The sequence below is a fragment of the Bradyrhizobium sp. USDA 372 genome (assembly GCF_053629095.1).
The window spans coordinates 2,176,436-2,188,777 of record NZ_JBRJHR010000001.1 but is presented as its reverse complement, the minus strand read 5'-3'; the positions used below and the strand labels follow the sequence as shown (position 1 = coordinate 2,188,777).

Annotated in this window: 13 protein-coding genes and 1 other RNA gene; 6 read left to right on the top strand and 8 right to left on the bottom strand. The window is 64.4% G+C overall.

Going from position 1 to position 12,342, the window contains the following annotated elements; translation table 11 throughout:
- Window positions 1-178: 178 nt before the first annotated feature.
- From AB7M16_RS10575 to ssrA, 8 genes are all read right to left on the bottom strand, one after another.
- Entirely contained in the window at window positions 179-676 is a 498-nt protein-coding gene (locus AB7M16_RS10575) for a GNAT family N-acetyltransferase (protein WP_453947156.1), read from the bottom strand.
- A 197-nt stretch (window positions 677-873) separates the two neighbouring features.
- Window positions 874-2,745 (bottom strand): ferrous iron transporter B, encoded by a 1,872-nt coding sequence (gene feoB, locus AB7M16_RS10570; protein WP_172787451.1) that lies wholly within the window; start codon window positions 2,743-2,745, stop codon window positions 874-876.
- Between the two features lie 37 nt (window positions 2,746-2,782).
- Entirely contained in the window at window positions 2,783-3,058 is a 276-nt protein-coding gene (locus tag AB7M16_RS10565) for a FeoA family protein (protein ID WP_212259137.1), read from the bottom strand.
- A gap of 115 nt (window positions 3,059-3,173) precedes the next feature.
- Window positions 3,174-3,425, bottom strand: coding sequence for a ribbon-helix-helix domain-containing protein (locus tag AB7M16_RS10560; RefSeq protein ID WP_025038043.1), 252 nt, complete (start codon window positions 3,423-3,425; stop codon window positions 3,174-3,176).
- Window positions 3,422-3,610: a DUF4169 family protein gene (locus tag AB7M16_RS10555; RefSeq protein ID WP_025038042.1), complete on the bottom strand. Its 189-nt coding sequence runs from the start codon at window positions 3,608-3,610 to the stop codon at window positions 3,422-3,424. The genes AB7M16_RS10560 and AB7M16_RS10555 overlap by 4 nt, the downstream gene beginning before the upstream one ends.
- A gap of 276 nt (window positions 3,611-3,886) precedes the next feature.
- The gene (fumC, locus tag AB7M16_RS10550; protein WP_453943850.1) at window positions 3,887-5,320 is read right to left on the bottom strand and encodes a class II fumarate hydratase; all 1,434 of its coding nucleotides are present in this window, start codon (window positions 5,318-5,320) and stop codon (window positions 3,887-3,889) included.
- An 89-nt stretch (window positions 5,321-5,409) separates the two neighbouring features.
- Complete coding sequence (locus AB7M16_RS10545) at window positions 5,410-5,928, bottom strand: SspB family protein (RefSeq protein ID WP_172787448.1); 519 nt, start codon at window positions 5,926-5,928, stop codon at window positions 5,410-5,412.
- Window positions 5,929-6,044: 116 nt separating this feature from the next.
- Window positions 6,045-6,411: a transfer-messenger RNA gene (gene ssrA, locus AB7M16_RS10540) on the bottom strand.
- A gap of 529 nt (window positions 6,412-6,940) precedes the next feature.
- On the opposite strand from ssrA, the gene AB7M16_RS10535 reads away from it, so the two are divergent.
- The 6 genes from AB7M16_RS10535 (at window position 6,941) to AB7M16_RS10510 (ending at window position 12,317) form a co-directional block, all read left to right on the top strand.
- Window positions 6,941-7,702 carry a tripartite tricarboxylate transporter TctB family protein gene (locus AB7M16_RS10535; protein ID WP_453943849.1) on the top strand — a complete coding sequence of 254 codons (762 nt, stop codon included), beginning with the start codon at window positions 6,941-6,943 and terminating at the stop codon, window positions 7,700-7,702.
- A 7-nt stretch (window positions 7,703-7,709) separates the two neighbouring features.
- A complete protein-coding gene (locus AB7M16_RS10530; RefSeq protein WP_172787446.1) occupies window positions 7,710-9,224 on the top strand; it encodes a tripartite tricarboxylate transporter permease in 1,515 nt (504 codons plus the stop codon).
- 143 nt (window positions 9,225-9,367) lie between these two features.
- Window positions 9,368-10,348, top strand: coding sequence for a tripartite tricarboxylate transporter substrate binding protein BugD (locus AB7M16_RS10525; RefSeq protein WP_172787445.1), 981 nt, complete (start codon window positions 9,368-9,370; stop codon window positions 10,346-10,348).
- A 174-nt stretch (window positions 10,349-10,522) separates the two neighbouring features.
- Complete coding sequence (locus AB7M16_RS10520; RefSeq protein WP_172787444.1) at window positions 10,523-11,317, top strand: thymidylate synthase; 795 nt, start codon at window positions 10,523-10,525, stop codon at window positions 11,315-11,317.
- 5 nt (window positions 11,318-11,322) lie between these two features.
- Entirely contained in the window at window positions 11,323-11,808 is a 486-nt protein-coding gene (locus tag AB7M16_RS10515; RefSeq protein ID WP_453943848.1) for an N-acetyltransferase family protein, read from the top strand.
- The gene (locus AB7M16_RS10510) at window positions 11,808-12,317 is read left to right on the top strand and encodes a dihydrofolate reductase (RefSeq protein WP_453943847.1); all 510 of its coding nucleotides are present in this window, start codon (window positions 11,808-11,810) and stop codon (window positions 12,315-12,317) included. Before AB7M16_RS10515 ends, AB7M16_RS10510 begins: the two co-directional genes overlap by 1 nt.
- The last annotated feature ends 25 nt before the right edge of the window (window positions 12,318-12,342 follow it).

Below are 12,342 nucleotides of genomic sequence, written 5' to 3'. Positions count from 1 at the left end.
GATTGAGTTCCCGCGCCGAAACTCCCCCGGTAGGGCGGCCGCTTCGTTGCCGCTCAGATGCATCAAGTGAATTGGCGTATTCGCCACCTCGACAGCTGGAGACTGGGCCGACCACCGGATCGTGTCGGTTCAAAAATGAACACAAGCGATCCACCTGCACCCGGTCTCGTTCTGGAATTCACCGTCGGATGCGGTAGATCACGACGTCGTTGCCGTGACGGTTCGTGCTCCGCTCGAGCAGATAGTTCGATTTCTCCAACACACGGCGGGATGCAGCGTTGCCGATATAGACGATGCCGATGAGGGAGGGCAGCGCAAGCTGTAATAGTCCGATGTCCGTCAGCGCGGTCGCGATCTCGCTGGCAAATCCCTGGCCCCAGAATTGGCGCTTGAATGCGTAGGCGATCTCGATCTCGTCGACATCGTCCACGAGAATGTGCCGAATGCCCGCCCGTCCGGCGAAGGCCCCGTCTTTCGCTCGCACCGTCCAGAGCCCGAAGCCGTGCTGGTCCCAATGGGCCATGTTGGTGGCGAGATAGGCCTTCGTGACCTCGGGCGTCCGCACCCCGCCGAGATAACGGGAGACCTCGGCATCGCGATGCAGCGCGACGAGGTCGGCGAGGTGATCCTCGCGCAACCGCTCGGCGGTCAGGCGGTCGGTGCTGAAATGGTCCACGGAGACAGACCGCCGATTGGGTGGCGTGTCGCTCATGCTGCTATCGCTACGGGCTGATCATGACATCATGCCCCTGTTTTGCCCGACGGGTCAACGGACGAGGGCGGGTGGTTTGTTGCCTTGCGCGTAACCCATTGATTTCACGACCCCCGTCTACTGTGCATGGGGTTGTTTTTGTACTTTTGTTTTGGAAGCGGCTAGCCCGCGCCCAGCGCGACCGCGACGTTGTACGTCACGAGGCTCGCCGCATAGGCCAGCACCAGCATGTAGGCGAAGGTGACCCCCATCCAGGCCCAGCTTCCGGTCTCGCGCCGGATCACGGCGAGCGTGGAGGCGCATTGCGGGGCGAAGATGTACCAGGCCAGCATCGACAGCGCGGTCGCGAGCGACCATTTCGTCGCCAGCACCTGGCCGATCTGCTCGGCCGCTTCCTTGCCGCCCTCGATCGCATAGACGGTGCCGAGCGCCGCGACCGCGACCTCGCGCGCCGCCATGCCCGGGATCAGCGCAACCGCGATCTGCCAGTTGAAGCCGACGGGGGCGAGCAGGGGCGCGAGCGCCTTGCCGATCATCGCAGCGAGGCTGAAGTCGATGGCCGGCCCGGTCGCGCCCGCGGGCGGCTGCGGGAACGAGGCCAGGAACCAGATCAGCACCATCATCGAGAAGATCGTGGTGCCGGCGCGCTGCAAGAACATCTTGGCGCGGGTGTAGATGCCGATCACGATCGATTTCAACCGCGGCATCTTGTAGTCCGGCAGCTCCAACATGAAGGGCGCCGGCGCAAAGTCGCGCAGCATGAAGAACTTGATCAGGAACGAGACGACGAGCGCGCTGATGATGCCGGCGGCATAGAGGCCGAACATCACGAGGCCCTGCAGGTTGATGAAGCCCCAGATGTCCTTGGCCGGAATGAAGGCGGAGATGATCAGCGTGTAGACCGGAATGCGCGCCGAGCAGGTCATCAGCGGCGCGATCAGGATCGTGGTCAGCCGGTCGCGCTTGTTGTCGATGACGCGCGTCGCCATGATGCCGGGAATGGCGCAGGCAAAGCTCGACAGCAGCGGAATGAAGGCGCGGCCGTGCAGCCCGGCGCCGCCCATGATGCGGTCCATCAGGAACGCCGCGCGCGCCATGTAGCCGAAATCTTCCAGCAGCAGGATGAACAGGAAGATGAGGATGATCTGCGGCAGGAACACGATGACGCTGCCGACGCCGGAGATCACGCCGTTCTGCAGGAAGCTTTGCAGCAAGCCGTCGGGCAGCGTGGCCTGCACCAGCTCCCCGAGCGAGTCGAAGCCGGACTTCAGCAGCTCCATCGCCGGCTGCGCCCAGGCGAACACCGCCTGGAACATCACGAACAGGATCAGCGCGAGCACGATCAGCCCGCCGACCGGATGCAGCACGACGGCGTCGATCCGTGCGGTCCAGGTGTCGGGGCGAGCAGGCAGGCTGACGCAGTCGGCGATGATGCGGTCGGCCTCGCGCTGGGTCGCGCGCAATTCGCTGACGCTGAGCGCGCGCCAGATGTTGTCCTGCGGCTCGGCGGCGAGCTTGGCCGAGATCTCGTCGGTCAGCTTGAGCAGGTCGGCCGTGCCGCCCTTGCGCACCGCGATCGAGGTGACCACGGGCACGCCGAGCTCCTTAACGAGCCGCTCGACGTCGACATTGATGCCGCGGCGGCTTGCGATGTCGAACATGTTGAGCACGAGGATCATCGGCCGCCCGGTGCGCTTCAGCTCCAGCAGCAGGCGGATGGTCAGGCGCAGATTGGTGGAATCGGCCACGCACAGCACGAGATCGGGCAGGGTCTCGCCGGAGGCCTTGCCGAGCACGAAGTCGCGGGTGATCTCCTCGTCCGGGCTGCGGCCGCGCAGCGAATAGGTGCCGGGCAGGTCGACCACGGAGACCTGGCGGCCGAGCGGGGTGACGAAGAAGCCTTCCTTGCGCTCGACCGTGACGCCGGGATAGTTCGCGACCTTCTGCCGGCTGCCGGTCAGCGCGTTGAACAGCGAGGTCTTGCCGCTGTTGGGCGTGCCGACAAGGGCGAGATGCAGCAGGGGTGCTTCCATGGGATCAAGGGCCTGGGGGCAAAATTCCGGTCGCGCGTCAGGCGACGATGATGGCCATGGCTTCGCGACGGCGGACCGCGATCGTGATGCTGTCGACCCGTACCGCGATCGGGTCGCGCCCGACCAGCCCCTCATGCAGGATCTCGACCCGGGCGCCCTCGACGAAGCCGAGCTCGATCAGGCGGCTCTCGAGCTCGACGTCCGAAAGTGCCGAGTCCGCCTGCTTGGCGGCGAGGTGCTGGATGACGCCGGTATAGCCGCGCTGGGCCAGACCCAGCGGCATGTGCGAACGCGTATCGGTGGTGTCGGTCATGCCCTGTATTTTCAACGCCGGGCATTGAGGTCAAGCGCGGTCGCCCGCTGAAGCTGCACCTTAGAGCGATTTTAAAGTGCGGCGGCCGGGGCGCCGTCGCGGGCGCCCCCGACGGCTACTGGGCCGGGACCTTGTCCGGCTGGGCGGCCATGGCGCGGCTCTTGAAGTAGTCCAGGACGAAGAGACGGATCGCCGACGACAGATTGCCCTGTTGACGGTTGTTGTCGATCTCGCCGACCAGCTCGGACAACGTCATGTTGCGCAGGCCGGAGATCTCTTTCATGCCGTTCCAGAACGCCTCTTCCAGGCTGACGCTGGTCTTGTGGCCGGCGACGACGATCGACCGTTTCACGACCGGCGACTTCATGGCTGCTCCTCGCGATCGATCCGGTGCTGGTCCAGGTGCTCCTTGGCCTGGTCCGCCTGCTTCGCCTCGGACGACCGTTCCGCCTTCGTGCGCCCGAATTTCGCCCGGTTGGCGTCCGCCTGCTTCGCCGAGGCTTCCCGCTCGACGCGCTTCCTGAAACGATTCAGGTTGATGACGTTCCCCATGCCGCGTCTCCATCATCCGATCCTCTTCAGGCAGGATGGAACATTCAGAAACAGGGCGCCGCATTGCGCCCCAAAAGACTTGATCGCCATTCGCTCGTCCTCGTCAATCGGCCCTTGGGGCCATCAAAGGATGCTTCGCCCCGTCGAGGGCAGCAGGGCTGCGTAACACGCCGCCCCGCCGCAACATTGACGGTAATCAAATCCTGCCCCCAAAGCCGCATATTTTTGGGCGCCGAGCGTCCGTATCATTACGGATGGCTATCGGAATTCGGAATTTTATCCCGGGCTGGTCATCTTCTCGGGGCGCACCAGGCGGTCGAACTCCTCGGCCGAGACGAAGCCGAGCCGCAGCGCCTCCTCCTTCAGCGTGGTGCCGTTGGCATGCGCCGTCTTGGCCACCTTGGCGGCGTTGTCGTAGCCGATCTTCGGGGCCAGCGCCGTCACCAGCATCAGCGAGCGCTCCATCAACTCCTTGATGCGCTTCTCGTCGGCTCGGATGCCGCTGACGCAATGCTCGGTGAAGGAGCGCGCGGCATCCGCCATCAGGCGGATCGAGTGCAGCATGTTGTAGGCCAGCACCGGCTTGTAGACGTTGAGCTCGAAATGGCCCTGGCTGCCGGCGACCGTGATCGCGGTGTGATTGCCGAACACCTGGCAGCACACCATGGTCATCGCCTCGCACTGGGTCGGGTTGACCTTCCCCGGCATAATCGAGGAGCCGGGCTCGTTCTCCGGCAGGATCAATTCGCCGAGGCCCGAGCGCGGTCCGGAGCCGAGCAGTCGGATGTCGTTGGCGATCTTGAACAGGCCGGTCGCGACCGAATTGATGGCACCATGCGCCAGCACATAGGCGTCGTTCGAGGCCAGCGCCTCGAATTTGTTGGCGGCGCTGGTGAAGGGCAGCTTGGTGATCCCGGCGACATGCTTTGCGAACAGTTTTGCAAAGCGCGGCTTCGAGTTGAGGCCGGTGCCGACGGCGGTGCCGCCCTGCGCCAGCGGATAGAGGTCCTTCACCGCGACCTTGAGCCGGGCGATGCCGCTTTCGACCTGCGCGGCATAGCCGGAGAATTCCTGACCGAGCGTCAGCGGCGTCGCATCCTGGGTATGGGTGCGGCCGATCTTCACGATCTTCGAAAACTCCTTCTCTTTCTTGCGCAGCGCGCGCAGCAACTCGGCGAGGGCAGGGACGAGATCGACATTGATGCGGCTTGCCGCCGCGATGTGCATCGCGGTCGGGAAGGAATCGTTCGACGACTGGCTCATGTTGACGTGATCGTTGGGATGCACCGGCTTCTTGGCGCCGAGCTCGCCGCCGAGCAGCTCGTTGGCGCGGTTGGCGATCACCTCGTTGAGGTTCATGTTGCTCTGCGTGCCCGAGCCGGTCTGCCACACGACAAGCGGGAAATGATCGTCCAGCTTGCCCTCGATCACCTCGCGCGCGGCGCGGACGATGGCATTGGCGCGGCGCTGATCGAGCAGTCCGAGTTCGAGATTGGACTGCGCGGCGGCGAGCTTGACCATGCCGAGGGCATGCACGAGCGAGATCGGCATGCGGTCGGTGCCGATGCGGAAATTCTGGCGCGACCGCTCGGTCTGCGCCCCCCAATAGCAATCGGCGGGCACCTCGATGGGACCGAAACTATCGGTCTCGGTGCGGGTCGCCGGGCGGGCAGTGTTCGAGCGGGAAGCTTTGGCCATGAGCACATCCATTCTGCCGCGCGAAACGCCGCACGGCCTCTTCATGTGCTTCTCTATATAGGCAGTTGGGGCGGGCGCGATGGCGTCGCGGCCAACCTAGATCATTTCTTGCGGAAACGATCGAGCCGCACGACCTCGGCGCCGCCCTGGCTCGGCGGGGTTGGCTCGTCGGCAGCTTCCGCCTTCTCCGCGGCAGGTGCCGGGACCGATACGGCCGATGGCGCAGGCGCCGCCGGCAGATTGTCCGGCGCGACCTCGGCGACGTCGGAGGTGTCGAATTGGAGGCCGAACTTCACGGACGGATCAAGGAAGCTCTTGATCGCACTGAACGGCACCACCAGCCGCTCCGGAATGCCGCCAAAGGACAGGCCGACCTCGAAGCGGTCCTCGAGCACGGTCAGGTCCCAGAACTGGTGCTGGAGGATGATCGTCATCTCCTCCGGATATTGCGCGAGCAGCCGCGGCGACAGCTTCACGCCCTCGGCCTTGGACACGAAGGTGATGAAGAAATGGTGCTCGCCCGGCAGGCCATGGGCCGCGGCATCGGTCAGCACCTTCCGCAGCACGCCGCGCAGCGCGTCGCGGGCCAGCACATCGTATCGGATATGATCGGTCGCCATGGTGGTCCTGTTGCATCCCCGAAGCCGGACCCTGCCGATCCGACTCGCCAAGCCGCAATAGTACCGCGCCTGACGGGTGAGCAGGAGTCCCCGCCGGGGAAGAAAGCAAAGAGTAAAGTGGAGGCTTCTGTTGCCAGGTGCCTCCGAACCCCGCCTAGCGGAGCTTAACCCACTAGGACTTTAGAGTGGTCTTTCAAACTGCGTTACGCAGCCTGAGCAACCGGAGCAAAGTTGTCGTTGGCAACTATTGCAGTAGCCCGATAACGGCGGAACAATACCGGGAAAAAGCACGCCCTTTACGCCCTCGTCGATCCTATTTCGCCCCCGCCAAAGCCCAGCTTCAAGCTCGCCCGATGGTGGGCTTTGGTGGAGGCGCCGGGTACCGCCCCCGGGTCCGAATGGTTTATTACGACGACCGTTTATTTCCATAGCCGGCGAACCGGCACTCCCAATATAGGGGGCAAAGCTCCCGAAAAACAGAGGGTTGGAGGAGCTATCCTGCGGTTCCCTTTGGATAGGTTTCAGGCCGCCTTGGGCCGCTCTCCCGCGCGGCGGTCTGACTCTTGATGGCGGCTGCTGGTCGCGATCCCCGTCAGCGTCGGCGTCACTTATTTCCTGCGGCGGAAAGTAGCAGCATGACCGGCCGAAGCCCGATCTGGTCCTTGATCTTCGCCTTCTGTCCGATGTCGCTGCTCGCCGAGGGCGGGACCGCGGCGACGGCACCTGATGCACCGGGGCGCACTGGGGGTGCATGACTGGATGACCGACAGGCAGCGAAGCGCCCTCATCCTGCGATCGCACAATTGCTGCACTGCTTCTGAGCGCGATGGTTGCGGTGGTCGCGTCCATCTCGCGCAGCAATCCACTCTGGCATCGCCTTGCCGGTGGCGTGTTGGGTTTTGCTGGCATTGTCTGATGAAAATCGCTAGGCAGTGATCCGGGCGGGGGTAACCAGTTCCAGCCGATTTAGAACAACAGTGCTCGTGACTTACGGGTCGCGGAGGAGACAGGCATGGCCGACACGATGGGCCACTCAGCGACAGCCACCCGAAACATCCGGTTGGCGCTCGGCTTTTGTCTGCTGGCGATTGCGCCGCAGATTTTCGAATTGATCTGGTCGATCGGGACGATCTTCGGCTGGGGGACTGGCCGCGGTCCGGCGGCGGTCGTCACCAGCCACGCGACAGCGCTGCTGGCCGGCGCGCCCAGTGCCATCTTCGGATCGTTCGGCGGCGGCGCCAAGAAGATGTCGTCCGAGGTGCTGCTGGCGCTGATCTATTCCTATCCGTTGTTTGCGGTGGCGATCCTCACGGTGTTCATGACCATCCGTTCGGCGCAAGACTATGTCGGCGGCGTCGTGCTGATGGCCCTTGCCCTGTTCGCGCTGTGGGCGTCGAGTGATTTGCAGGGCATGCGTGGCTTCTCCTTCGGTGCAGGCACTGCGCCACGTATGTTCGGCGGGCTGCTGGTTGCCCTGTCTGCCGGCGTCGCGTTGACCGGCCTGATCACGGAGGGACCGGCGCTTGCCCATTATTCCTGGCGCGGGCCGCTGTTCGTGATGGCCGCGATCCTGTTCTTCGCGCTGGCGATCCGGCCGCTCGGCCTCGTGGTCACGGCTTTTGCCAGCTTCATGATCGCGGCGACGGGCTCGCACGAGACGCGCTGGCTGGAAGCGGCCATCGTCGGCGCCTGCCTGACGCTCGGCTGCGCAATCCTGTTCCCCTACGTGCTCGGGCTGCCGATGCCGATGTTTCCGCGTTTCCTGATCCAGTGAGGGCGTGATGGATATCTTTGCCAACCTCGCTCACGGCTTCGCCGTCGCGTTCTCCCCGATCAATCTCCTGATGTGCCTGATCGGCGCCCTCGTCGGCACGCTGGTCGGCGTTCTACCTGGCATCGGAACCATCGCGACCGTTGCCATGCTGCTGCCGATCACCTTCGGACTGCCGCCGGTGGGCGCGCTGATCATGCTCGCCGGCATCTATTACGGCGCGCAATATGGCGGTTCGACCACGTCGATCCTGGTCAACATACCCGGTGAGGCGACATCGGTCGTGACCGCCATCGACGGTCACCAGATGGCGAAGCAAGGCCGTGCCGGCCCGGCGCTGGCGATCGCCGCGATCGGCTCGTTCTTCGCCGGCTGCGTCGCGACCGTCTTGATCGCATTGCTTGGCGCACCGCTGACGAAACTCGCGCTGGCGTTCGGCCCGGCCGAATATTTCTCGCTGATGGTGCTCGGTCTGATCTTCGCGGTCGTGCTGGCCAAGGGCTCGGTGCTGAAGGCGATTGCGATGATCGTGTTCGGCCTCTTGCTGTCGATGGTCGGCTCGGACATCGAGACCGGCGCCTCGCGCATGGCCTTCAACATTCCGGAGCTCGCCGACGGACTCGGCTTTGCGACGGTGGCGATGGGTGTGTTCGGCTTCGCCGAGATCATCCGCAATCTCGACCACGGCGCCGAGATGAACCGCGACCTCGTGCAGCAGAAGATCACCGGCCTGATGCCCACCAGGAAGGACCTGGCCGATGCGACGCCGCCGATCCTGCGCGGCACCGTGCTCGGCTCGATCCTCGGTATCCTGCCTGGCGGCGGCGCGGTGATCGCGTCCTTCGCGGCCTATACGCTCGAGAAGAAGCTCTCAAAGACCCCGTCCCGGTTCGGCCGCGGCGCGATCGAGGGCGTGGCGGGACCGGAGAGTGCCAACAACGCCGCGGCACAGACCTCGTTCATTCCGCTGCTCACGCTCGGCATCCCGCCGAACGCGGTGATGGCGCTGATGGTGGGTGCCATGACCATCCATGGCATCGTGCCCGGTCCGCAGGTGATGCAGAAGCAGCCGGATCTCGTCTGGGGCATGATCGCCTCGATGTGGATCGGCAATCTGATGCTGATCATCATCAACCTGCCGCTGGTCGGAATCTGGGTGCGGCTCTTGCGCGTGCCGTACCGGCTGATGTTCCCCTCGATCGTGATCTTCTGCGCGATCGGCATCTATTCGGTGAACAACGCGCCGGTCGACGTCATCCTCGCCGGCGTGTTCGGTCTCGTCGGCTATTGGCTGATCAAGCACGATTTCGAGCCGGCGCCGTTGCTGCTCGGCATGGTGCTCGGACCGCTGATGGAGGAGAACCTGCGCCGGGCGCTGCTGATCTCGCGTGGCGACTGGAGCGTGTTCCTGACGCGTCCGTTGTCGGCGGTGCTGCTTGCGGTCGCGGCGAGCCTGCTTGTCCTGACGGTGCTCCCCGTGTTGCGCGCCAAGCGCGACGAGGTGTTCACCGAGTCCGAGAACTGAGGTCGCTCGCGCCCTGCGCCCGCGCCGCGCGCCCTGCGTCGGCACGCCGCATTCGGAAGTCGAATCGACTTGTGTTACGGCTTTGTGAAATGGAAATGCCGGCCTTTGGGCCGGCATTTTATTGTGTCCAAAGGGGGATCGCCATGACGTTCATTCGCGCGCTCGCAGGCGCATGTGCAGCAGCGATAGCATCGCTGGGCGCCTTTATCGCAACGGCTGAGGCGCAGACCTATCCGACGCGCAGCATTACCATGATCGTGCCCTTCGCGGCTGGCGGGCCGACTGACGTGATCTCACGGATCGTCACCGGGCACATGGCGCAGACGCTGGGGCAGAGCATCATCATCGAGAACGTCGTGGGTGCCGGCGGCACCACTGCCACGACGCGTGCAGCGCGTGCGGCCAATGATGGCTATACGCTGATCACCGGGCATATGGGCACGCATGCCGCCTCTGTGCCGCTCTATCCGAAGCTGGCCTATCAGCCCGAGAAAGACTTCGAGCCGATCGCCCTGCTGGCGGGCACGCCGATCCTGATCCTGGCGCGCAAGGACTTTCCGCCGAAGGACCTCAAGGAGTTCGTCACCTATGTGAAGGCGAATGCCGAGAAGGTGAACGCCGCGCATGCCGGCGTCGGCTCGGTTTCGCACGTCTCGTGCGAGCTTCTGCACTCGATCCTCGACATCAAGCCGGTCGGCGTGCCCTTCAACGGGACGGGACCTGCGATGAATGCGCTGGTGGCGGGTCAGGTCGACTACATGTGCGACCAGATCGTCAACGCCGTCCCGCAGATCAATGCCGGCACCATCAAGGCCTATGCGATCGCCACGGCCGAGCGCAACCCGTCGCTGCCGAACGTGCCGACCACGGCGGAAGCTGGCCTGCCGGCATTCCAGGCTCAGGCCTGGAACGCGATGTTCGCGCCCAAGGGAACCTCGCCTGCGATCGTGGCAAGTGTGAACGCCGCCGCCGTCAAGGCACTCGACGACGAGACTGTGAAGAAGCGCCTGCTCGAACTCGGCAGCGTCATCCCCGCGCCGAAGGACCGAACCCCGGAGGCGCTGGCGACCCTGGTCAAGAACGAGATCGCGAAGTGGAGCCCGGTGCTCAAGCCGGCAAATTAAGCGAAAGCGATCAAGGCGCTAGGCGAGGGGCGGAACGCTGAGTTTCGCCCCCTTGTCGTTTGTGCCGGGAACACTCACTTTTCCGGGTATAATCGACGGGGACAGCGAATCGCCGCTGTTGCAGCGCGGGGGCGGCCGCTAAGTTCGCCGCCTCCCCAAAGGCTCAGTCGCAACATGCACCAGTATCAGGACCTGCTCGAGCGGATTCTTTCAGACGGCGTCGAGAAGACCGACCGGACCGGCACCGGCACGCTCTCGGTGTTCGGCCATCAGATGCGCTTCAATTTGTCGGCCGGCTTCCCGATGCTGACAACCAAGCGGCTGCCGCTGAAGGCGATCGTGCATGAGCTGCTCTGGTTCCTGAAGGGCGACACCAACATCAAATATCTGCGCGACAACGGCGTCACGATCTGGGACGAGTGGGCGGACGCCAATGGCGATCTCGGTCCGGTCTACGGCCATCAGTGGCGCTCCTGGCCGACACCCGACGGCGGCAGCATCGACCAGATCGCCAAGGTCATCGACATGATCAAGCGCACCCCGGATTCGCGTCGGCTGATCGTGACCGCCTGGAATCCGGCGGACGTCGACAAGATGGCGCTGCCGCCTTGCCACCTGCTATTCCAGTTCTATGTCGCGAACGGCAAGCTGTCGTGCCAGCTCTATCAGCGTTCGGCGGACGTCTTCCTCGGCGTGCCCTTCAACATCGCATCCTACGCGCTGCTCACCATGATGGTCGCGCAAGTTACCGGCCTCAAGCCCGGCGACTTCGTGCACTCGCTCGGCGACACCCATCTCTATTCCAACCACCTGGAGCAGGCGCGGCTCCAGCTCAGCCGCGCACCTCGCGCGCTGCCGGTGATGCGGATCAACCCCGATGTGAAGGACATCTTCTCCTTCCGCTACGAAGACTTCGAGCTCGTCGGCTACGATCCGCATCCGCACATCAAGGCGGAAGTCGCGGTCTGACACCGATGTCGTCGACCATCCGCCGTGCGCAGCCCGGGGAGGCCGGGCTCGCCCTGTCCTTCATCCGCGAGCTCGCTGAGTACGAAAAGCTCACGCACGAGGTCGAGGCGACCGAGACCGACATCGCCGACGCGCTGTTCGGCGAGCGGCCGCAGCTCTATTGCGCGATCGCGGAGTGGAACGGCGAGCCGGTCGGCTTCGCGGTGTGGTTTCTCAATTTCTCCACCTTCAGCGGCCGCCACGGCATCTATCTCGAAGATCTCTATGTGCGGCCGTCGCATCGGGGCAAGGGTCTCGGCAAGGCGCTGCTGGCCTATCTCGCCAGGGAATGCGTCGACAACGGCTGGTCGCGCCTGCAATGGGCGGTGCTCGACTGGAACGCACCCTCGATCGCGTTCTACAAATCGCTCGGCGCGGTCATGATGGACGACTGGACGCTGTGCCGCGTCACCGGGCCTGCGCTGACACAGCTTGCCGGGAGCTCTGCCTGATGGAGATCGTCTTCGTCGTCGCGATCGCGGAGAACGGCGTTATCGGCAGGGGCAATGCCATGCCGTGGCGGTTGAAGTCCGATATGGCGCGCTTCAAGGCGCTGACCATCGGCAAGCCCGTGATCATGGGGCGCAAGACCTTCGAGACCCTGCGCCGGCCGCTGCCGGGCCGCACCAACATCGTGGTCACGCGCGATGCGGCCTATCGCGCCAATGGCGCCATCGTCACGACGTCGCCAGCGGATGCCGGTGCGGTCGCGCTTGGCGATGCCCTGCGGCGTTCGGTCACTGAGATCGCGGTGATCGGCGGCGCCGAGATCTTCCGGCAATGGCTGGATCGCGCCGATCGTCTCGAAATTACCGAAGTGCACACGCGCCCCGAAGGCGACACGCATTTCGACATCGACAAGGCGGAATGGGACGAGGTTGAACGCATCCGCCACCCTGCCGGCCCCGACGACAGCGCCGACGTCTCCTATGTGACATATCGTCGGCGGCGCGGCCATTAACCGCTTTCGTCAATGTTTACATTGA

Coding starts and splice junctions, on each gene's coding strand:
- feoB (WP_172787451.1), bottom strand. CDS start 2,745: ATGGAAGCACCCCTGCTGCATCTCGCCCTTGTCGGCACGCCCAACAGC.
- AB7M16_RS10565 (WP_212259137.1), bottom strand. CDS start 3,058: ATGACCGACACCACCGATACGCGTTCGCACATGCCGCTGGGTCTGGCC.
- AB7M16_RS10560 (WP_025038043.1), bottom strand. CDS start 3,425: ATGAAGTCGCCGGTCGTGAAACGGTCGATCGTCGTCGCCGGCCACAAG.
- AB7M16_RS10555 (WP_025038042.1), bottom strand. CDS start 3,610: ATGGGGAACGTCATCAACCTGAATCGTTTCAGGAAGCGCGTCGAGCGG.
- fumC (WP_453943850.1), bottom strand. CDS start 5,320: ATGGATGTGCTCATGGCCAAAGCTTCCCGCTCGAACACTGCCCGCCCG.
- AB7M16_RS10545 (WP_172787448.1), bottom strand. CDS start 5,928: ATGGCGACCGATCATATCCGATACGATGTGCTGGCCCGCGACGCGCTG.
- AB7M16_RS10535 (WP_453943849.1), top strand. CDS start 6,941: ATGGCCGACACGATGGGCCACTCAGCGACAGCCACCCGAAACATCCGG.
- AB7M16_RS10530 (WP_172787446.1), top strand. CDS start 7,710: ATGGATATCTTTGCCAACCTCGCTCACGGCTTCGCCGTCGCGTTCTCC.
- AB7M16_RS10525 (WP_172787445.1), top strand. CDS start 9,368: ATGACGTTCATTCGCGCGCTCGCAGGCGCATGTGCAGCAGCGATAGCA.
- AB7M16_RS10520 (WP_172787444.1), top strand. CDS start 10,523: ATGCACCAGTATCAGGACCTGCTCGAGCGGATTCTTTCAGACGGCGTC.
- AB7M16_RS10515 (WP_453943848.1), top strand. CDS start 11,323: ATGTCGTCGACCATCCGCCGTGCGCAGCCCGGGGAGGCCGGGCTCGCC.
- AB7M16_RS10510 (WP_453943847.1), top strand. CDS start 11,808: ATGGAGATCGTCTTCGTCGTCGCGATCGCGGAGAACGGCGTTATCGGC.